This is a genomic window from Noviherbaspirillum pedocola (genome assembly GCF_016632335.1).
In the GTDB taxonomy this organism is placed as follows: Bacteria; Pseudomonadota; Gammaproteobacteria; order Burkholderiales; family Burkholderiaceae_D; genus Noviherbaspirillum_A; species Noviherbaspirillum_A pedocola.
Genome location: NZ_JAEPBG010000028.1, coordinates 1 through 21,585 on the forward strand (window position 1 = coordinate 1; position 21,585 = coordinate 21,585).

14 protein-coding genes are annotated in these 21,585 nt (G+C 63.5%); 9 read left to right on the top strand and 5 right to left on the bottom strand.

Annotated features, from left to right (window positions below):
* Positions 1 to 837: 837 nt before the first annotated feature.
* Both JJB74_RS29820 and JJB74_RS29825 read right to left on the bottom strand, forming a co-directional pair.
* Complete coding sequence (locus tag JJB74_RS29820) at positions 838 to 3,030, bottom strand: family 1 glycosylhydrolase (RefSeq protein ID WP_200598202.1); 2,193 nt, start codon at positions 3,028 to 3,030, stop codon at positions 838 to 840.
* 124 nt (positions 3,031 to 3,154) lie between these two features.
* Positions 3,155 to 5,824, bottom strand: a complete 2,670-nt coding sequence (locus tag JJB74_RS29825; RefSeq protein WP_200598203.1) for an FAD-dependent oxidoreductase — start codon at positions 5,822 to 5,824, stop codon at positions 3,155 to 3,157.
* Positions 5,825 to 6,593: 769 nt separating this feature from the next.
* Between JJB74_RS29825 and JJB74_RS29830 the strand changes: the two genes are divergently transcribed.
* The 3 genes from JJB74_RS29830 (at position 6,594) to putA (ending at position 12,084) form a co-directional block, all read left to right on the top strand.
* Positions 6,594 to 7,886, top strand: a complete 1,293-nt coding sequence (locus JJB74_RS29830; protein WP_234484976.1) for an NAD(P)H-binding protein — start codon at positions 6,594 to 6,596, stop codon at positions 7,884 to 7,886.
* Complete coding sequence (locus JJB74_RS29835) at positions 7,874 to 8,338, top strand: DUF2269 family protein (RefSeq protein ID WP_200598205.1); 465 nt, start codon at positions 7,874 to 7,876, stop codon at positions 8,336 to 8,338. The genes JJB74_RS29830 and JJB74_RS29835 overlap by 13 nt, the downstream gene beginning before the upstream one ends.
* A 149-nt stretch (positions 8,339 to 8,487) precedes the next feature.
* Positions 8,488 to 12,084 (top strand): bifunctional proline dehydrogenase/L-glutamate gamma-semialdehyde dehydrogenase PutA, encoded by a 3,597-nt coding sequence (putA, locus tag JJB74_RS29840; RefSeq protein ID WP_200598206.1) that lies wholly within the window; start codon positions 8,488 to 8,490, stop codon positions 12,082 to 12,084.
* Positions 12,085 to 12,132: 48 nt separating this feature from the next.
* On the opposite strand, the gene JJB74_RS29845 is transcribed toward putA, so the two are convergent.
* Entirely contained in the window at positions 12,133 to 12,465 is a 333-nt protein-coding gene (locus JJB74_RS29845; protein WP_234484977.1) for a DUF2442 domain-containing protein, read from the bottom strand.
* Entirely contained in the window at positions 12,462 to 12,677 is a 216-nt protein-coding gene (locus tag JJB74_RS29850; protein WP_200598207.1) for a DUF4160 domain-containing protein, read from the bottom strand. Before JJB74_RS29850 ends, JJB74_RS29845 begins: the two co-directional genes overlap by 4 nt.
* A gap of 167 nt (positions 12,678 to 12,844) precedes the next feature.
* Between JJB74_RS29850 and JJB74_RS29855 the strand changes: the two genes are divergently transcribed.
* The 6 genes from JJB74_RS29855 to JJB74_RS29880 all read left to right on the top strand — a co-directional run bounded on the left by JJB74_RS29855 (position 12,845) and on the right by JJB74_RS29880 (position 19,297).
* Positions 12,845 to 13,867: an XdhC family protein gene (locus JJB74_RS29855; RefSeq protein WP_200598208.1), complete on the top strand. Its 1,023-nt coding sequence runs from the start codon at positions 12,845 to 12,847 to the stop codon at positions 13,865 to 13,867.
* Between the two features lie 9 nt (positions 13,868 to 13,876).
* On the top strand, positions 13,877 to 14,734 hold the full coding sequence (locus JJB74_RS29860; protein WP_200598209.1) for a pirin family protein: 858 nt from the start codon (positions 13,877 to 13,879) through the stop codon (positions 14,732 to 14,734).
* Positions 14,735 to 14,970: 236 nt separating this feature from the next.
* Positions 14,971 to 16,014, top strand: a complete 1,044-nt coding sequence (locus JJB74_RS29865) for an ABC transporter substrate-binding protein (RefSeq protein ID WP_200598210.1) — start codon at positions 14,971 to 14,973, stop codon at positions 16,012 to 16,014.
* Positions 15,998 to 16,837 (top strand): ABC transporter ATP-binding protein, encoded by an 840-nt coding sequence (locus JJB74_RS29870; protein WP_200598211.1) that lies wholly within the window; start codon positions 15,998 to 16,000, stop codon positions 16,835 to 16,837. The genes JJB74_RS29865 and JJB74_RS29870 overlap by 17 nt, the downstream gene beginning before the upstream one ends.
* Positions 16,838 to 16,845: 8 nt before the next feature.
* Complete coding sequence (locus tag JJB74_RS29875; RefSeq protein ID WP_200598224.1) at positions 16,846 to 17,697, top strand: ABC transporter permease; 852 nt, start codon at positions 16,846 to 16,848, stop codon at positions 17,695 to 17,697.
* A gap of 178 nt (positions 17,698 to 17,875) precedes the next feature.
* The gene (locus JJB74_RS29880; protein ID WP_200598212.1) at positions 17,876 to 19,297 is read left to right on the top strand and encodes an NAD-dependent succinate-semialdehyde dehydrogenase; all 1,422 of its coding nucleotides are present in this window, start codon (positions 17,876 to 17,878) and stop codon (positions 19,295 to 19,297) included.
* A gap of 62 nt (positions 19,298 to 19,359) precedes the next feature.
* On the opposite strand, the gene JJB74_RS29885 is transcribed toward JJB74_RS29880, so the two are convergent.
* A complete protein-coding gene (locus JJB74_RS29885; RefSeq protein ID WP_200598213.1) occupies positions 19,360 to 21,516 on the bottom strand; it encodes an ankyrin repeat domain-containing protein in 2,157 nt (718 codons plus the stop codon).
* Positions 21,517 to 21,585 lie beyond the last annotated feature (69 nt).

Here is a 21,585-nt window from a genome sequence, read left to right on the forward strand (position 1 = left end):
CACGGGAACCCCGCGCAGCGGGGCGCAATCTCCGGGGCGCCTTTTCTTGCCTACTTCTTTTGGCGCGCAAAAGAAGTAGGCCGGCTGCCGGGCCGGGACCCGGCTAGGTCGAGGGGGCGCTGAACGTTTTGCGTCACCGGAGTGATGTCGCTGAAGGGGCAGGCTCTTGCCTTGGTCGTCGTTGCGTTGATCGAGGTTTGGATTGAAAGGCCCGCCCGGTCGAAGTTTGATGGCCCGATGACCCAAGAAGGACATCGCACTTGGCGACCAAGCCGGGTCCCGGCCCGGCAGCCGGGTCACTTCTTTTGCTTCGCCAAAAGAAGTAACCAAGAAAAGGCGACCCGGAGATCGCGCCCCGCTGCGCGGGGTTCCCGTGGCGCCGGGCCCTGAAGCGGGGCGCGGCTAAACTCGCTACGCTGCGCTTCGCTCAGACAGACGCCGCACCTTATCCGCTTCAGGGCCCGGCGACACGGCGCGATCAACGGGATGAAAAGCAACGGCAACGACAAAAGCCAAAACCAACTGCAACTGCAACTGCAACTGCAACGGCAGGTCTCCACGTCCTGCACCGCGGCCTTAGCGTCGCACCCCGCAGCATCGTGCTATTACAACCAATGAAGTTATTGAACCATCCGCGTGGGCTGCGCCTACCCTACACAATCAGATCACATACCTTCCACATTCTTCTTTTATCTGCACCACCGCCACCTTCCGGACGAACCGGCTGATCGCTTCCTCCAGTTCCGTAGGGCGGGCGCAGCCCACGCAGTTCTTGAACACCCGCGTGGGCTGCGCCCACCCTACACAATCAGATCACTCACCTTCTACATTCTTCTTTCACCTGAACCCCACCGCTACATCCCGGACGAACCGGCTGATCGCTCCCTCCAGCGGCGGCAGAATCAAGCCGCGTTCCGAGGACAGCGTCGTCACCCGTCGCTCGCCGCCATCGACGCGGACCAGTCCCGATGCTTCCATGCCGGCTTCCTTCGCCGCGCGCAGCGCCAGCTCGTGCCAGGAAATCTCGCCGCGATTGGCCAGGTGCCACACGCCCGAGCTGCGGTCCACCAGCAGGTCCAGCGCCGCATGTGCCAAATCCGGCACATAGGTTGGGGACACCAGCACCGCATCGCTGGCTTCCACGCGCCGGCCCTCGGCCAGGGCGCGCAGCGTCATGTGTACGAAGTTGTACTGGTCCCAGGGACCGAAGAAGGCGCTGGTGCGCACTACCAGCGCATCGGGGAAGGCTTCGCGCACCAGCCGCTCGGCCTGCGCCTTGCTGCGGCCGTAGACATTCATCGGATTGACCGCGTCGCTTTCGACATAGGCGCGGCCGAGCAGCCCGTCGAACACCAGGTCGGAAGAAAAGGCTACATAGGCGATGCCATGTCGCGCGCAGGAACGGGCGATGATTTCCGCGCCGAGCGCATTCTCGCGGAAGCAGCGCTCCTCCTCGCGCTCGGCCTGGTCGACCCGCACATAACCGGCCGCATTGATGATGGCCCAAGGCTTGTGCTTGTCGATCGCCGCTTCCACCGAGGCCGGGTCGGTGATATCCATGTCGCGCCGCGACACCAGAACATGATCCAGGCCGCGCAACGTGGCAATGCGCGACAGCGCGCGACCCAGCGTGCCGGTGGCGCCGGTGATCAGGATCTGGCGCGGCCTGGATACCAGCGCCGCCGCCGCCGGCGGATATTCCGGTGCGTTGTAGAAGCGGTCATGCCGCAGCCACCAGCCGCCATGGTCCAGCACCGGATGGTCGAAGCGGCCCCTGGTGGCCAGCGATTGCGCCGCATGCGCCAGCGCGGTGGGGCGCGGCGGATTGCTGCGCACATCAAACACGCCCGGCTCGTAGAAACCATTCCTTTGCGTGAGCAAGGTGTTCCAGTCGACGCAGCCGAACAGGGACCAGACCGTCAGCGCGCGGATGTCCGCGCCTTCGCTCTTCAATTGCACCGTCGCATTCCACACCTCGGACAGCCAGCGCAATTGTTCGTCGCGGGTATTGCCGTGATGCGCCTCGGTGACCGCGACTGGCAGCCGATACCGTTCCCAGGCTTCGCGCAGCCGCGCCAGCGGCCCAGTCGGGCGCTCGGCGAAATCGATGCGCACCGCTTCCACGTCGGCATAGCGTTCCATCAGGTTGCCGGCATGGTGATGTTCGGGAAACATCTCCATGCGCTCGTCCAGGTACCGCTCGCTGGTCAGGTAATGATTGATGCCAACGATATCGGGCGGGCAGGGATGATCGACGAAGAAGTCCAGCTCGATCGCGGAGATGCCGTTCTTCAGAAAGATGTCATGCCAGGGATGCTCGCGCGTGATGCGTCCGCATAGCAGATCGAAGCTGAGCCAGCGCCGATCATTTTCGTAATCAGCCTGGTATTGCAGGCGCGGCGTGCTGAAGGTCTTGCCGAGGTCCTCGGTCTGCACCAGTTGCGCGGCCGGGTTCACGCGGCGTATTGCCGCCATCGACAGCACGACTGCGCGGCACTGGTTGACCAGGGTGCGCAGAAAGCAGCGCTCATCGGTGCCATGCGGATACCAGTGGCCGTAGAGGCCCGAAAACCGCGCGGTGGTCAGCGGCTCGTTGACCGGCGTGTATTTGTCGATCCATGGATAGCGCTCGGCGACATGAGCTGCGTGGCGCGCCAGCTTCTCCGGAAACTCGAAATCCATCAGGCTGGTATAGCGCGGGCCGCTGCCATGGTGCACCAGGCCTGCGATCGGCGCGATGCCCAGCTCGCGCATGCGGTTGATACGCCGGTCATGCCAGCGCCAGTCGCATGCGTCGGGCCTGTCGGGGGAAATCGTTTCCCACAGCACCGGATAGCGCAGTGTGCGTATGCCCAGGGATGCAACGAGGTCCAGGTCGGCATCGCGCTGCGTGTGCCCGGTCTCGTCAGCCTGATTGCGATAATCCTCGCGCACGCGTGCAACCGTGCACTCAATGCCGCCCCAGAGTTCTGGTACTTCGGATGCGGAATGCGCGCGCGTGGTCTCTGCGTTGGGATAGTGTGCGTTCATGCGTTGCAGTAGGAAGTTGTGGGAGTTGAGGCATGGACATGCAGTGTGGATTGCATGCAGAGAAATGAGAGGAAACAGGCCGGCGCCTCGCAGCGCCGGCCAAGTGCATCATGCGAGCGTTGTCTCATTCATTGGCGCCGAGCACCCGTTTCTTCGGACGCAGCGCTTCGACCGCCTGCGCCGCCTTCCTGCCCGCAAGGAAGGCATGGTCCGAGTTGTAGTACTCCCATTCGCTGTAGCGGCCGGCGAGCACGATGTCGTATTGCGCCAGCCACTGGCGGATGGTGTCCACATTCTTCGCGCGCGCATGGTCGTACAGCACATAGGCATACGGCATGTCGACGATGTTGGAAGTCATAAGCGTGTCCTCGGGCTTGAGCAGGCCAACCTTCACCAGGTCGGCCATGCAGCGCTCGATGAGCGCTTCGCCCTTCAACTGCAGCGGCTTGTGCTCGGAATACGAAATCTCGCAGGTCAGCGCGAAGCCACCCGGCGCGTTGCAGTGCGGGCTGGCATTACCCTGCACGAAGACGCGATGGAAGATGCTGTCCTCCGGGTAGTAGATCCAGTGCTTGTCGGTGATGTTCTCGCGCGCCACGCCGAGATTGACGCAGCATACCGAGATGTGCCGCAGGCCCTGCGCCGCCGCATGGATCTCGCGCGGCGCATGACCGTCGATGAGCTTCACCAGTTCAGGCAGCGGCATCGTCGACAGCAGCTGTTCATACTGGAAGCGGCGGCCGTCGGACAGCGCCACCACCTTTTCCTGCGGCAGGACTTCGACCACCTTGGCATTGGTTTCCACCGTGCCCTTGATGTGCGGCAGGAAGCCGCGCATCAGCGCTTCGAAGCCGCCGCGCAGCGGATAGCCGAAGCGGGCGTTCGGACCCATCGGCTTGGCCACCGGCTCGAGCGCGCCTTCGATGATCTCGTTCAGATCCGGCAGCGGCACCCGGCCGCCGAGCCATGAGGTTTCCATCTCGGTCAGCGGCACCGTCCACAGCTTGCGGTTGTACGGAATCGCGAAATGCTTCGCGATGCCTGCGCCCCAGACGCGGTAGATGAACTCTTCGAAGTTGCGCGGCGCGGTGTTCTGCAGCGCGACCGCGGCAGCCTGTTGCGCCGGCGCAGGGGTGGCCAGCGGCGTGACCGCGGCGCCATCGCCGCAGCAGTCCATCGCATCCTTGGCATCGCCATCGGCGGCATTGCAGTTGGCCGCGCTCGATGTGGTGTCGGGCTGGCGTGTGCTGCCATAGCGGGCTTCGATGGCGCCGGTAATGCATTCCGCAATCACCTTCGGCGGCAGGCCGTGCAGTGCGCCCTGAAACGGATAGCGGGTATGCACGCCATGGCTGTAGATCCAGGCTTCGCGGTTCTGCCAGTGCAGATTGTCGCCGAGCAGGGTGTCATACATCTCCAGCACATAAGCATCGTTGGAGAACATGATGTGGCCGGCGTAATCGAAGGTGAAGCCCTGGTCCTGAATCGAACGGCACCAGCCGCCCACGGTGTCATTGCGCTCCAGCAGCAGCGTGTCCTTGTCCAGGTGATAGGCAGCCGACAGCCCGGTCGGACCGGCGCCGATGACGATGGTGCTGTAATTCTTCGCCGGCAGCTTGGCAAGCTGGTTCACGTTCTGCAGCGTGCCAGCTTCCACGGGCGTGCTGGCGGCGGCAATCGCCGCGGCCGAGTCGCGCGCGGCCTGGGCCAGCTCGCTCATCAGGCCGTGCATGCTGGTGGCGGTGCTGTCCCAGGAAGTGCGGGTGAGCTTGTCGCGCATGGTGTCGACCATGCGCTGCCGCTCTTCTGCAGATGCCAGCAGCGCGGCTTCGCAGGCGGCGACGAATTCTTCCGGTGTATGGGCAATCGCAACGACATCGCTGTGCAAGTCCACCACGTCCTTGATCGGCGTGCTGACGATGGGCAGCTCGGCTGCCATGTATTCCAGCGACTTGGTTGGGCTGATGAACTTGGTCGACTCGTTCAATGCGAACGGCATCAGGCACACATCCCAGCCGGCGAGCAGGCGCGGCAGCGCGTCGTAGCCTTGCTGGCCAAGGTAATGGACGTTGTCGCGGCGCGGCAGCGATGCGGGATCGATCTTCACCACCGGGCCGACCAGCACGATCTGCCATTGCGGATGGGCTTCGGCCAGCTTGTCGATCAGGCTCGGGTCGAAGCGTTCGTCGATCACGCCGTAGAAACCCAGGCGCGGGCCCGGAATGTCGCGGTGCGCCGGATGCGCATTGGCGCGGTCCAGCGCCTGGGCGAAGTGCTTCACATCCACGCTGCTCGGGAAGCAGTGCACATTCGGATGGCGATCCTTCTTGGCGTTGTACAGGCTCGGGCCGCCGGTAAAGACGATATCGGCACGCTTCAATAGCGAGCTCTCACGCTGCAGCAGCTGCTTCGGCGGGTTCTTGAAGGCCGACAGTTCATCCATGCAGTCGTACACCACCAGGCGCGGATGCAGTTCCTGCAGCAAGGGCAGCGCCATCGGCGTATAGAACCATACAATGTATTCCTCACCTTCCTGCTCCAGCTCGCGCACCATCTTTTTCAGGTAGGGCAGATGATCGTCATGGAATCCCGGCATCTCGACCGGCGTATGCGGCCGGTACACGGTGACGTTGGGCAGCGGGCTGGAATATTCCAGACTGCTGGGCCCGGGACGATACATCGGTTCCTCGAAAAAACATATCTTGTAGTTTTCGGCAAGCCTGGAGAGCAGATGCTGGGGCCGTTGATAGACGAAGTCCCAGCGTAGATGGGAAAACACAATGATGGTCGGCATGCTATCTCCTGGTTTGGCGTGCAGCGGTCGAAAAACAGCAATGCGTAGCCATGGCATCGAAACCTGAGAGGTTTGACGCTGCGACCGACCAAGCCAAGTTTGGAGGCCCATCAAAGCGCGGGCCAGCCATGCATGGTAGGAGCGGGCCGCGCAACCAAAAGGAATCGGCGTGATAGGGCTAATGTGCGCTGGCGTCCGGTTCCATGGATTCATTGACGCACCGGGACGGCGTGCGCTGCGGCGCGGCCAGAAGAAGCGCCTTGCAGGGCACGCTGCCCTGCTGGCGCATTCGACGCGGCACTACTTTGATTCTTGCCATCGCCTGTTCAACAAACCCGCGGCGCAGGACACCGATGCCTGCTCGCATTGCTACAGTATTCAGGCGGATTAGATTACAAGAATGTCAATTCGTTCAGTATCGGACAGACCCCCAAGCCGTTGTAGGAATCCGTGAAGTTTCCCTATGAAGAATGGCCTTTGGCTTTGCAAAAGGACAGGGTATGACGGGCCAGCGCCAGGCCGATGCCGCCATGAGAAAGGGTCAGCAAAGTTCCGAAAGATGCTCAGCACCGCGCTCGCTACCAGGCTGGCCACGACGCCGACCACCATGCATCCCTTGCAGCAGTTGACCAGGTGTTCAAGGCGCTTTCCATTCGGCTGTGGAGGATGAACTCGCCAATCATCCGAGGGTCGTATCGCGTGTATGGATAGGATGGCGGCCGGCACATGCGGTTCCCGCTTCGGGGAGGGCGCCGACAAAGGAGCAAGCTTGGTCATATTGCTTACTGGTGCAAGCGGCTTCATCGGGCGCCGCCTGCTCGATGCATCGCTGGACCGCGGCCACTGCGTGGTGGCGGCGGTGCGCCATCCGCAGGGTGTAACGCGGCGCGGTCATATCGAAGTCGAAGCCGATTTCAATCGCGACCTGCATGCCGAGGACTGGCTGCCGCGCCTGGTTGGCGTGGATGCGGTGATCAACGCAGTTGGCATCATCCGCGAGACGCCGGGCCAGAGCTTTGAACGACTGCATCAGCGAGCGCCTCAAGCGCTGTTCGCCGCCTGCCGCGATGCCGGCGTCAAGCTGGTGCTGCAGATCTCGGCGTTGGGCGCGGACGCCGCGGCGCAAAGCCGCTATCACCTGTCCAAGCGGGCCGCCGACGATTATCTGCGCGGGCTTGATTTGCCCGCGGTGATCATGCAGCCGTCACTGGTCTATGGTCCCGGCGGCGCCAGCGCGCGGCTGTTCAATCTGCTGGCTTCCCTTCCGGTCCTTGCCCTGCCACGCGGTGGTGCGCAGCAGGTGCAGCCGCTGCACGTGGATGATCTATGCGAGGCCGTGCTGCATCTGCTCGACGCGCCGGTGGCGCAATCGATGACCATCGCCGCCGTCGGGCCGCATCCGGTCTCGCTGGCCGGCTATCTCGCGCAATTGCGCGCCGCGATGGGTTTGCCGCGCGCGCTCGTGCTGCCGGTGCCGATCGGCCTGGCCCGCATCGCCGCGCATGCCGGCTCGCTGTCGCCCGGCAGTTTGCTCGATGACGACAGCCTGGCCATGCTCGAGCGCGGCAACGTCGCCGATGCCACGGACTTCGCCCGCGTGCTCGGCCATGCGCCGCGCGCGCCGCGCGACTTCATTGCGGCTCGCGATGCAGGAGCAGAGCGACTTTCCGCGCAGCTCGGCTGGCTGCTGCCCATGATGCGCTGGGCAATCGCGCTGGTATGGATCGTCACCGGCATCGTTTCGCTCGGCCTGTATCCGGTGGAAGCGAGTTATGCGCTGCTGGCGCGCACCGGCGTGCCGGCAGCGTTGCAGCCGCTGATGCTGTATGGCGCCGCGCTGCTGGATATGGCCTTCGGCGTCGGCTGCATCGCGCTTGCACGGCCAATGCGGCGCTGGCTGTGGCTGGCGCAACTGGCGCTGATCCTGTTCTACACCGTCATCATCAGCCTGCGCCTGCCGGAATTCTGGCTGCATCCGTATGGCCCGCTGCTGAAGAATCTGCCGATGCTCGCCGCGATCTGGATGCTGTACGAACTCGAGAGGGATGGATGGAATACGTAATCGTCAAATGGCTGCACATCCTGTCGTCGACGCTGTTGTTCGGCACCGGCATCGGCTCGGCTTTCTACATGCTGGTCATCAGCCTGACGCGCAATGTGCGCGCGATTGCCAGCGTGGTGCGCTTCGTGGTGCTGGCCGATTGGCTGTTCACCACGCCGACCATCCTCATCCAGCCGCTGACCGGCTTCTACATGATGCACCTGGCCGGCTATCCGCTGACGAGCCGATGGATCCTGTGGACCATCGTGCTGTACCTGATCGCCGGCGCCTGCTGGCTGCCGGTGGTATGGCTGCAGATACGGATGCGCGAATATGCGCGCGCGGCCGACGCGGCCGGCACCGAATTGCCGGCAATTTACTGGCGCTACCTGAGGATCTGGGTGCTGCTCGGCATACCGGCCTTCCTGGCGCTGATGGTGGTGTTCTACCTGATGGTGGCCAAGCCGGCCTGAGACCGCAGTGGGTAAGTGAATGAAACGCTTGCCCCAGGTCCGGTGGCATGCCTGCGGGCATACGCCCTGGTCATGCGCTTTGCGTCAACGCAAGCGCATGACCAGGGCGTATGCTTGACGCATCCGGCCCAGCCCGAAGGGAGAACGACATGGATGCATTCCGCGACCCGCGCACCCCCTTGCGCAACGACATCCTCCCCGAACCCGCTCCATTGCGCCGCGCCATCGACGCCGCCTGCCGCACGAATGAAGCCGCGGCGCTGCGCCCGCTGCTGGATGCGCGCGCCGAAGCTCCAGGAGCGCGCGATCTGGCGCGGCGCCTGGTCGAGGCGGTGCGCAAGAAGCGCAGCCATGCCCATGGCGTCGATGCGCTGATGCACGAATTCTCGCTGTCCTCGCAGGAGGGCATCGCGCTGATGTGCCTGGCCGAAACGCTGCTGCGCATTCCCGATGAAGACACCGCGAACCGGCTGATCGCCGACAAGATCGTGCGGGGTGATTGGCGCAGCCATCTCGGCTCGCCTTCCCTGTTCGTCAATGCCGCAGCCTGGGGTTTGCTGATCTCCGGCAAGCTGCTCGGACAAGCCGATGCGCAGTCCTTGCCGCATGCGCTGTCGCGCATGATCACCCGCGGCGGCGAGCCCCTGATCAGGCGCGGCATGGATGCGGCGATGCGCCTCCTGGGCCGGCAGTTCGTTGCGGGGCGCGACATCGAGGAAGCGCTGGCGCATGCGCGCGAGCGTGAAGCGCGCGGCTACCGTCATTCCTATGACATGCTCGGCGAAGCGGCGCTGACCATGGATGACGCCGATCGTTATTGCCGCGCCTATGAGGAGGCGATTGAAGCCATCGGCCGCTCGGTCGCCGGGCGCGGCCTGCACGATGGCCCGGGCATTTCGGTCAAGCTTTCGGCGCTGCATCCGCGCTATGGCCGCGCGCAGCGCGTGCGCGTGATGCGCGAGCTGCTGCCGCGCCTGCGCCATCTCGCATTGATGGCGGCAGAACGCGGCATCGGCATCAATATCGATGCCGAGGAAAGCGACAGGCTGGAACTGTCACTGGACCTGTGGCAGGCGCTGGTCGAAGATGCCGCGCTCGATGGTTTTGATGGCCTGGGCTTCGTGGTCCAGGCCTATCAGAAGCGTTGTCCGCAGGTGATCGATTGGTTGATCGATACGGCGCGGCGGCGCGGCCGGCGTTTCATGCTGCGCCTGGTGAAGGGCGCCTACTGGGATGCGGAGATCAAGCGCGCCCAGGTCGATGGCATGCCGGGCTTCCCGGTCTTTACGCGAAAGCGCCATACCGATGTCTCGTATCTCGCCTGCGCGCGCCGCATGCTCGCCGGCGCCGATGTGCTGTATCCGCAATTCGCCACGCACAATGCGCATACGCTGGCAACCGTCCTCGACTGGGCGCGCCAGGCTGGCGTTGGCGCCTATGAATTCCAGTGCCTGCACGGCATGGGCGAAGCGCTGTATGACGAAATCGTCGGCGCGCCGCCGCTGGGCGTGGCCTGCCGCATCTATGCGCCAGTCGGCTCGCATGACACGTTGCTTGCCTATCTCGTGCGCCGGCTGCTGGAAAACGGCGCGAATTCCTCATTCGTGAACCGCATCGTCGATCCCCGTGTCAGCGTCGAGGAGCTGCTTGCCGATCCATTTGCGGCGACGATCTCGGATGGCGGCGCGCCGCATCCGGATATTGCGCAGCCCATTGATCTGTACCAGCCGCAGCGGCGCAATTCGGGCGGCATCGATCTGTCCAGCGAATCGGCCCTGCGCGCGGTGCATGCCGCTTTCGACGCGGCGATGGCCACGGATTGGAATGCCGCGCCCTTGCTCGCCATGGAAGCCGAGCCGGGCGGAGCACAGCCTGTGCGCAATCCGGCGAACCGCGAAGACATCGTCGGCTGCGTGCATGAACCCAGCGAGCGGGATGTCGATGCCGCGCTCTGCGCGGCGCGCGCATGGGAAGCGGACGCCGCGCAGCGCGCTAGCGTCTTGCGGCGGGCTGCGGACCTGTTCGAAGCGCACCGACATGAATTGATGCTCCTGGCGATACGTGAAGCCGGCAAGACGCTGGCCAATGCGCTTGGAGAAGTGCGCGAGGCGGCCGACTTTCTGCGCTATTACGCCGGCATGGCCGAGGCCGATGACACAGCGCAGGCGCTGGGCATCGCGGTATGCATCAGTCCGTGGAATTTTCCGCTGGCGATCTTCACCGGCCAGCTCGCCGCGGCGCTGGCCGCTGGCAACGCGGTGCTGGCCAAACCGGCCGAGCAAACGCCGCTGATCGCGATGCGGGCCACGCAATTGCTGTTTGAGGCCGGCGTGCCGCGCACTGCGCTGCAACTCCTGCCCGGCCGCGGTGAATCCGTGGGCGCGCGCCTGGTGCTCGACGCGCGCGTGGACGCGGTGTTGTTCACCGGCTCGACTGAAGTCGCGCAGGGCATCAACCGCTTGCTGGCGCGACGCACGGTCGACGAGGGCAGGGAGATCGCGCTGATCGCCGAGACCGGGGGCCAGAATGCGCTCATCGCGGATTCCACCGCGCTGCCCGAGCAACTGGTGCAGGATGCGCTCGCGTCAGCCTTCGACAGCGCCGGCCAGCGCTGCTCGGCATTGCGGCTGCTGTGCGTGCAGGAAGAGATCGGCGAAACGGTGGTGAAGATGTTGAAAGGCGCGATGCGCGAGCTTGTCATTGGCGATCCGGCCAGTCTTGCCACCGACGTGGGCCCCGTCATCGATGAGGATGCGCAGCGCGCCTTGCAAGGCCACGTCGAGCGCATGCGCGCGGCCGGCAAGGCGGTGCATCAAGCGGATTTGCCCGATGCGTGTGGCGCGGGCTCGTTCTTCGCGCCGACGCTGATCGAGATCGACGCGGTATCCGAGCTGACCCAGGAAGTCTTCGGCCCGGTGCTGCATCTGCTGCGCTATCGGCATGAAGACTTGCCGCACCTGCTTGATGCGATCCATGCGACCGGCTATGGCTTGACGATGGGCGTGCACAGCCGCATCGATGCGACCGTCGAAGACATCGCAGGCAAGGCGCACGTCGGTAACCTCTATGTGAACCGCAACATCATCGGCGCGGTGGTCGGCGCGCAGCCTTTCGGCGGCGAGGGCAAGTCGGGTACAGGTCCGAAGGCTGGCGGGCCGTTGTATCTGAAGCGACTGCAGCGCGATGGGCAGTGGCAAGGAGGGGCGCAGTCGCGGCCAGGGTTCGCGCCGCCGTTTGCCGAGTTGCTCGCCTGGTGCGAGGCACAGGGCTGGGCGGAAGTCGCCGAACGCGGAAATCGTTATGCCGACATCACGCCGCTGGGTCGGACGCTGGCGTTGCCCGGCCCGACCGGCGAGCGCAATACGCTGCGCTTCGCGCCACGAGGAACAGTGCTGTGCGCGGCGGCGAATGTGAAGACTTTGGCGCACATGGCGCTGGCCGGGCTGGCGACCGGCAATGCGGTGCTACTGGCCGGCGCGGCGGCGCGGGAGCTTCCGGCCTCTCTTGGTTTCAACATCAAGCAGGCGCATGACATTGCCAGCGTCGACGCGCAGCTTGTCCTGCTGGACCGCGAGCATGCGCCGCTGCGCATCGCGCTCGCCCAACGCGACGGCGCGCTGTTGCCGGCGATCGAGGTCGTGGAGGAGGCGGATATCCCGCTATGGCGGCTAATGGTGGAGCGCGCGCTGTGCGTCAATACCAGCGCGGCGGGTGGGAATGCGAGTTTGTTGGCTCTAGGCGAATGAAGATCGGTAACGAAAATCTGCAGCACAAAGAAGAACCGGATGCGCTCTTTATCGAAGCAGCCATGTGCCTTCCGCTTGGATATGACGATACATCGCATCGGGAGCAAGATCGATTTCGCCCGGCCAAGTCACCACACCGTGCACGAGGTGTACTTGCCTGAACAATGCGGGTTGCGCTAGCACTTGAAAGAAGCCGGCATCCGGAGAATGTACCAAGGCGTCCATGTCGACAATGCCTTCGAGGCCGTCTAGGAATCGAACTTGCAATCGAAAATTGCCAAGTGCTTCCACATGCGCCACACGCCACGGCATGCTTGGCTTGACGGACGGGGTCAGGTCAGCGGTTGAATTTTCTTCGGTGATTGTCTGCGCTCGCATCATGTCCAATCCTCCATGAGTTCCATGCGATGTTGCTCGGCCCATTCCAATATGAGTGACAGCGCACGGCGCGGAACGGCCCCTTCAATGACTTCCAGCGTTCTGATATCGATAAGCGCTTCGTGCTCGGCATAGAGCGCGTGAAAGTGAGGAGGAGCGTGATCGTTCCAGAACATCTGAGTCAAGATACCGTAGAAGCAGCTGATAGTCGGCATCGGTTTTCCCTCTTCGGCACGGATTACGCAAAACAGGGCTTGTGTGTCTGCCGAGTAATCTTTGTTCACGGATCAGGAGGAAATGATTGACGTGTGCGCTCCGGGACAGCGCAATACGTCCCCTCCCACCCTATGGCATAGTGCCGCCTCCACCCACGAGAGAGCGCATGGATAGCATTGACCTTGAAGTTCTGAAGACCTGCGACGCCTGGCTGCGCCAGGGCTTGGCCTGCCAGCTCGTCACCGTGATCCGCACCTGGGGCTCGAGCCCGCGGCCCGAGGGCGCGACGCTGGCCATCGCCGCCGATGGCCGCGTGGTCGGCTCGGTGTCGGGCGGCTGCGTCGAGGATGATCTGATCGCCAAAGTGCGAGAGGAGGGCATCACGCGGGAGTTACCCGAAATCGTGACCTACGGCATTACCGCCGAAGAAGCGCACCGCTTCGGCCTGCCTTGCGGCGGCACGATACAGCTGGCCATCGAGCCGCTGTCATCGCGAAGCCGCATCCCGGAGCTGCTGGAACGACTCGCGCAACATCAACTCGTGGCACGCCGGCTCGACCTGGCCAGCGGCGACGTCACGCTCGGTCCGGCCGGCCCCGGCATGACGCTGCAGGTGTCGGCTGCGGCCCTGACCACCATCCACGGTCCGCGCTGGCGCCTGCTGATCATCGGCGCCGGCCAGCTCTCGGCCTTTGTCGCGCGCATCGCGCTCGGCATGGATTACGGGGTGACCGTCTGCGATCCGCGCGAGGAATACCGCGACAGCTGGAGCGTGCCCGAGGTGCCGGTAGTGCATGCGATGCCGGACGACCTGGTGATCGAGATGGCGCTCGATGCACGCAGCGCGGTGGTGGCGCTGACCCATGATCCCAAGTTGGATGACCTGGCGCTGATGGAAGCGCTGAAGTCGCCGGCCTTCTACGTCGGCGCGATCGGCTCGCGCGCCAACAATGCGAAGCGGCGCGACAGGCTGAAGCTGTTCGATGTCAGCGATGAGCAGCTCGCGAAGCTGCATGGCCCGATCGGCCTGTATATCGGCAGCAAGACGCCATCCGAGATCGCGATCTCCATCCTGGCCGAGATGACGGCGGTGAAGAATGGCGTGGACCTGCCATCGGCGATGCGCATCGAAGAAGGCAAGCGCGCGGCGCAGCTGGAGGCGTCCGGTCCGTCGTGCGGCATTGCATAAGGAATGACCATGAGCAGCAAGACCATCCGCCATCAGCATCCGGCGTACCGTGACGACATTGGCGACCTCGTCACCCGTCGCCCGGTGCCGGGCCCTGCCGTTGAGCAGATCGATCCCTTCCTTTTCCTCAACCATCACGGCCCGCAGACCTATGGCCGCAACAACCGTGGCTTGCCATTCGGGCCGCATCCGCACCGCGGCTTCGAGACCGTGACCTTCATTCTCGAAGGCTCGCTCGCGCATCGCGACAGCGGCGGCCATGAAAGCGTGATCCATGCCGGCGGCGTGCAATGGATGACCGCAGGCAGCGGCCTGGTGCATGCGGAAGTGTCGCCGCAGTCTTTCCTGGAAAGCGGCGGACCGCTCGAGATACTGCAACTGTGGGTCAATCTGCCATCGAGGCTGAAGATGACGCCGCCGCGCTATGTCGGCTTGCAGAAGGAAGCGATACCGGCGCTGCCGCTTGATGATGGCAAGGGCGTCGTGAACTTGATCGCCGGCGAGTGGCATGGCAGCCGAGGTCCCTTCGAATCACTGACGGGCGTCTTCATGAGCACGATCGCGCTGGCCGCTGGCGGCCAGGTGAGCTTCGATGGCGTGCGTGACCGCAATGTATTTCTGTACGTCGTGCGCGGCGCGATCCGAATCGCCGGCGAAGCCGCCCGGCAGCATCATCTGATCGAGCTCAATGAGGATGGCGACAGCGTCGATATCGAAGCCGACAGCGATGCGTTCCTGCTGTTCGGCCATGCGCAACCGATCGGCGAGCCGGTGGTGGCGCATGGGCCGTTCGTGATGAATACCCGCGAAGAGATACAGCAGGCGGTGCGGGATTACACCAATGGCAAGTTCGGCGCGATGGGTTGATGTTTTGAGCGCGTAGGTTGGGCTGTCAAGCCCAACATGAAGGTCGATCCAGTGCAGGCTTCTGTTGGGCTTGGCAGCCCAACCTACGCGTTGCTATGGCCTGCCTTGTGCGTGACCCATAGCCCCCTCCATCGCGCCTCTCTCCTGTGGTAATGTCTTACCCCGGCCCGCCCTGCGGGCCTGAAGCACAACAACAGCGCCATCCACAAGAACATGGCGCGCATCAAGGAGACCAGATGAATCCCCGCAAACGACGCTTCCTGGCGGCCGCCGGCTGCCTTTTCGCTACGCTCATCGGCGGCAATGCAGTGGCCCAAAACGCGGCCCAAGGCCTGGAAAAGCAGAAGGTATCCATCGCCGTCGGCGGCAAGAACCTGTTCTACTACCTGCCGCTGACCATTGCCGAGCAGCTCGGCTACTTCAAGGAAGAAGGCCTGCAGGTAGAGATCAGCGATTTCGCCGGCGGCTCCAAGGCCCTGCAGGCCATGATCGGCGGCAGCGCCGACGTGGTGTCCGGCGCCTTCGAGCACACCATCGACATGCAGGCCAAGAACCAGTTCATCACCGCCTTCGTGCTGCAGGGCCGTGCGCCGCAGATCGTATTCGGCGTGTCGAACAAGACCATGCCCAACTACAAGTCCATCACCGACCTCAAGGGCAAGAAGATCGGCGTGACCGCGCCCGGTTCATCCACCAACATCGTGGCGAATTTCGTGCTGGCCAAGGGCGGGCTGAAGCCTTCCGACGTGTCCTTCATCGGCGTAGGCACCGCGGCCGGCGCATTGTCGGCGCTGCGCTCGGGGCAGATCGACGCGATCTCCAATCTCGATCCGGTCATCACGATGATGCAGCACGACAAGGAGATCCGCATCATCGCGGATACCCGCACGCTGAAGGATACGCAGGAGCTGTTCGGCGGCCCGATGCCGGCGGCCACGCTGTATGCTCCCGAAGCCTTCATCAAGAAGAACCCGCGCACCACGCAGGCGCTGACGAATGCAATGGTCAAGGCGCTGAAGTGGCTGCAGAAAGCCGGCCCGTCGGACATCGTGAAGGTGGTGCCGGAGAGCTATCAACTCGGCGACAAGGCTTTGTATCTCGAAGCCTTCAGCCATGTGCGCGAGGCGCTGTCGCCGGACGGCATGATCCCCGAAGCGGGACCGGCCACCGCGCTGAAAACATTGCAGGCCTTCGAGCCGCAACTGGCCGGCAAGAAGATCGATCTGGCGCGCACCTATACCAATGAGTTCGTCAAGCATGCCAATGCCAGCACCAAGTAATGCCGCCGGCGCCGCTGCACCGGCGCTGTTCTTCGACGATATCCGCTGCACCTTCGTGTCCAAGGACGACCGCTCGCAGCGCTATACCGCGGTAGCCGACACCCGGCTTGCGATCGCGCCCGGCGAATTCGTATCGGTGGTCGGCCCCACCGGCTGCGGCAAGTCGACGCTGCTCAATGTCGCGGCCGGACTGCTCGAACCATCCTCGGGCAAGGTCACGGTATTCGGCGAACCGCTCAAGGGCATCAACCGCCGCGCCGGCTACATGTTCCAGGCCGAGGCGCTGATGCCGTGGCGCAGCGCGCTGGACAACGTGGTGGCCGGCCTGCAGTTTCGTGGCATGGCCGACGGCGAGGCCCGCGCGCTCGGCGAAGAATGGCTTGCGCGCGTCGGTCTGGCCGGCTTCGGCGACCGCTATCCGCATCAGCTCTCGGGCGGCATGCGCAAGCGCGTTGCTCTCGCGCAGACCCTGGTGCTCGACCCGGACATCATCCTGATGGACGAGCCTTTCTCCGCGCTCGATATCCAGACGCGCCAGCTGATGGAAAACGAAGTGCTGGACTTGTGGAGCGCGAAGAAGAAGGCGGTGCTGTTCATCACGCATGATCTTGATGAAGCGATCGCGATGTCGGACCGCGTGGTAGTGCTGTCGGCCGGTCCGGGCACGCATCCGATCGGCGAATTCACGATCGATCTGCCGCGTCCGCGCGACGTGGCCGAGATACGCAGCCATCCGCGCTTCGTTGAATTGCATGCGCAGATCTGGGGCGTGCTGCGCGAGGAAGTGCTCAAGGGTTATCAGCAGCAGAAGAAGAAAGTGTGAGTCCGATCATGTGGCGTTTCCTCAAACCGAACCCGCGCAACCTGCGCGTCTGGCAGGCGCTGGTGCTGGTGGCGATCTTTGTCGTGTGGCATCTGGCCACGCGCAATCCGCAGGCGGCCTTCTTCTTTGGCGAGCCGATCAAGGTGCTCGAGCGCATCTGGCAATGGTTCACCGTCGGCGACGGCAAGCTGGAAGTCGGCACCGGCGACAACACCTGGTTCACGCTGAACTTCCCGGCGGAGATCTATCCGCACCTGCTGGTGACACTGACCGAGACGCTCCTGGCCTTTGTGATTGGTACCGTGCTGGCGCTGGTCATCGGCCTGTGGCTGGCCTTGTCGCCGATGGCTTCCGCCATCCTCGACCCCTATGTGAAGGCGGCGAATTCCATGCCGCGCGTGATCCTCGCGCCGATCTTCGCGATGTGGTTTGGCCTGGGCATCTGGTCCAAGGTGGCGCTGGCGGTGACGCTGGTGTTCTTCATCGTGTTCTTCAATGTCTACCAGGGCGTGCGCGAAGTCAGTCCGGTGGTGCTGGCCAATGCGCGCATGCTCGGCGCCAACCGCGGCCAGCTGTTGCGCGCGGTTTATCTGCCTTCGGCTACCTCCTGGGTGTTTTCCAGCCTGCACACGTCGGTCGGCCTGGCCTTTGTCGGCGCCATCGTCGGCGAATACCTCGGCTCGGCGCGTGGCGTCGGCTACCTGATCCTGCAGGCTGAGGGCAGCTTCGATGTCAATACCGTGTATGCCGGCATCATCGTGCTGACGCTGTTCGCGCTCGTGCTCGATGGACTGGTTGGCCTGGTGGAACGGCGGCTGATGAAGTGGCAGCCGAAATCGGGCGAGACCGAGAAGATGTAATACGGTTTCACGCAAACCCTGGAGTTCATAACAGCCTTCAGATGGAACCGGCGTCCGGTCGTGCAGTCGTAGCAGCTGCGCGGCCGGCTATGAACAAACGCCGGTCGTGCCTGCGGCGGCAACCTGTCGTGCCTTGATCCATGCCGCCGCACCCCAGACATAGGAGAGGACAAGCGACATGGAAAGCGTCAATCCGCACACCGGCGCCAGGAGCCGTTCCTGGGATACGCACAGCGAAGAAGAGGTCGATGGCAAACTCGCCGCGGCCGACGGCGCCTGGAAAGCCTGGCGCGCCACGTCCTTCGCCGAGCGCGGCAAGCTGATGCATGCGGCCGCGGCCGTGCTGCGCAGGCGCAGCGACGAGCTGGCGGCATTGATGGCCGATGAAATGGGCAAAGTGCTGCGCGATGGCAAGGCCGAGGTCGAGAAATGCGCCGGCTGCTGCGATTACTACGCCGACCATGCGCAGGAATTCCTGGCTAACCGGTCCATCGACACCGATGCCGCCGACAGCCATGTCGCCTTCGATCCGCTCGGCGTCATCCTTGCCGTGATGCCGTGGAATTTCCCGCTGTGGCAGGTCTTTCGCTTCGCCGCGCCATCGCTGATGGCGGGCAATGTCGGCGTGTTGAAGCATGCATCGAATGTCTCTGGCTGCGCGGTGGTGATCGAGGAAATCTTCAGCGAGGCCGGCTTTCCCAAGGGCGTGTTCACCACGCTGCTGGTGGAGAGCAAGGGCATCGAGCGCATCATTCGCCATCCGCTGATCAAAGCGGTAACGCTGACCGGCAGCACGCCGGCCGGGCGCTCGGTCGCGGGCATTGCCGGCTCCGAGCTGAAGAAATCGGTGCTGGAACTCGGCGGCAGCGATCCCTACCTGGTGCTGGAAGACGCGGACATGGATGTGGCGGTCGACACCTGCGTGAAGAGCCGCCTGATCAACGGCGGCCAGAGCTGCATCGCGGCCAAGCGCTTCATCGTGGTCGATGCCTTGTACGAGGAATTCACCCGGCGCTATGCCGATGCTTTCCGCAAGATCCGCTATGGCGATCCGCGCGATGCGAATGTCGACATCGGCCCGATGGCGCGCGCCGATTTGCGCGATGGCATCCATGAACAGGTGCAGGCATCGGTGCGCGAAGGCGCTCGCCTTCTGGTTGGCGGCGAACTGCCGCAGGGGCCAGGCGCCTACTATCCGCCAACGGTGCTGGCCGATGTGAAGCCGGGCATGACCGCATTCGACGATGAAATCTTCGGGCCGGTGGCGGCGCTGATCCGCGCGAAGGACGAAGACGACGCCATCGAACTCGCGAACCGCTCGCCCTTCGGCCTGGGCGCGGCGATCTTCACGCGCGACAAGGAGCGGGCCGAGCGCCTGGCGCGACGTATCGAATCCGGCAGCGTGTTCATCAATGCGCTGGTGAAGTCGGATGTGCGCCTGCCCTTCGGTGGCGTGAAGCATTCGGGGTATGGCCGCGAGCTGTCCTGGTTCGGCATACACGAGTTCGTCAACATCAAGACGGTGTATCACGCGGCGCTGAAGGAACAGGGGAAGGCGAAGGGCGAGCAGGCGGGACAGGCCGGGCGAGCGATGGAGTGATGCGGGAGTTGCTCCATGAAAGCCCGGACTGCAGGCGATGCGGTCGCGCTGTGTTCACGACTTCACGACCGCAGCTTCGTCTCCAGCAGTTCGTCGAGCATCACCGTGGGGCGCATCATTCGCGCGTAAGCATCCGGGTTCTTTATCGGGATGTCGAAGGGCACGTTCTTCTGTTGCAGGCAGTACATCAGCCGCGACAGGCTCGGGGTGGCGTGCGCGTCGGCGCAGAAGGCGATGCCGATGTGATAGAGCGCCGGATAGCCATCGTGCAGCGGCAGCATGGGCAGCGCGCCATCGGTAACCAGTTGCGTGCAAGCATCCCATTGCTTGTGCTGGACCGCGATGGCCAGCGCGGTCTTGCCGTTCGGCGAAGGCAGGCTGGTCCAGGCGCCAAGCTTCGCGAGGCCACGGAGCATTCCGATGTTGCCTTCGCTGGCGGCAATGCCGAGCAGGTTCATGTCATCGACGCGGTAGAGGTCTATGTTCTCGGACGCGCGCTGAAGCTTCCCGAGCGTATCGTCGAATATCTCGCGCAGTCCGGCCTTGGCGATGACTGCGGCGATTTTCTCATCGAGCGCGCCATTGGCCTTGCAAAAGTGGCCGGTGCATGCGCCGAACGCAAGCGCGCGCGCAAAGGTGGACTGCGCCCCGACAGGCAGCGAGGCGATGGAAGCGAACAGCATGGGAACTTCGGAAGTGCGGCATTCGCCGAATTGCAGCCTGGCGCAGACATCGTCGAGCCACATCGCGGATTCGTTGGAAAGGACTATATCCGAGGCCGCGCTGGAGCTTGAGCAGGCTTGTTGTGGCGCGTTGTAGTGAGTAGTAAAGATGGCGCGCAAAAGATCGCGGACGTCCAAGGCGGTGGCTCGCGTGGGAATGCTGTGATTTGTCAGCATCTCGATGGCCCTCAGATAGGGCGCCGGGTCGCAATTCGTATTCTTGTTCAAGGCTTCCCTGGCTTCCAGCAATGCACTCTTGCCATCCTTGTTCCTGGCATTGACATCGATTCCCGGCATGGCAAGCAGCATGCGGACCAGGGCGTCGTTGCCTACGCGTGCAGAAATGATCAGCGCCGTGTCGGAATCCACGTCGGCGTTGACGTCAATGTTCGGCATCGCGAGCACCGGAAGTACCAGCGGAAAGATATGCACTTCGTTCTGTGCCGCGATCGTCGTCAACGTATTGAAGCCCGGTTCGTCTTCGCTCGCGCTGTTTTTGACGCTGATATCGAGTCCTGGCGCTGCGAGTAGTGCAAGGACAATGCCTTCGAAGTCTTCCGGATAATCCTTCCCGCAGACAGAAGTGCTTTTCGCATTACTGGCATTGCTGGCATTGATTGCGACGTCCGCTTCGGAGGGAGGGTCTTCGGATTCGCTCGGCGAACTCCATGTCTCCAACATCACAGCCTGAATCAACGCCGTATTGCCATTGCAGTTCTTCACATTGACATTGATGTCCGGCCTTGCAAGCAGCATTCGAACCATGGCGAGCGAGTAGCCTTCGGTCGCATGATGCAATGCACTTCGACCAACATGGTCCGTGTCATTGACGTCGATGTTCGGATCGCGAAGCAGTGTCATCAAATGTTCGATCTCTTTGTATTCGGCTGCTGCAGCCAGTTCTGGCGGCTCGTAGTCGTCTTGGGCGATGTCTACCACTTGGGCACGATATTTGGCAGAGGCAGGCTTGACTTCCGTTGTGTCTTCCCCGCATGAGCCTTGTGTGTCGCCCTGCATTGCGGGCGGAGGAATCAGCGGGTTAGTGGTGTGCATGGTCGATGGCGGACATACGACGAGCTGCAGGCCGTAGCCCGGGGGCAGCCAGTAGCTCGCATCGTGCAGGGCAAGGACCATAAACGGTTGGAAGGGCGGCATGGGCTGCGGCGGCATCGGCACCTGCGTTGCGTCCGCCGCGGTACGCGCCCGCTTGCGATTGTCAGCGTCTTGCGGATCAAGGCCGGAATCCGGCTCATCGCGCTTCGTGCCCGCGTTCAGTAGCGGCAGTTGGCTCAGCGTTGCTGCCCATCCGGGAGGGGGCGCGACTGGAACGAGCAGGGATTGGCCAGGCACGGCAGTTGCGTTGGCGTATGCGTTTGGCTGCACGCCAGGCGCGGGCTGCACCGAAGGAGGGGTGGTGGCCGTGACATCAGCTTGACGTTGATGGTCTGGTGCCGGGCTGGACGAAAGGTACGAGGTGAAGTGCGGGAATTGGTCCATGGTTGCTCGCATAAGTGGCAATCACTGGTGCGGTAAATGAATATTCGTGACAGCCGTGATTGAGTTGAA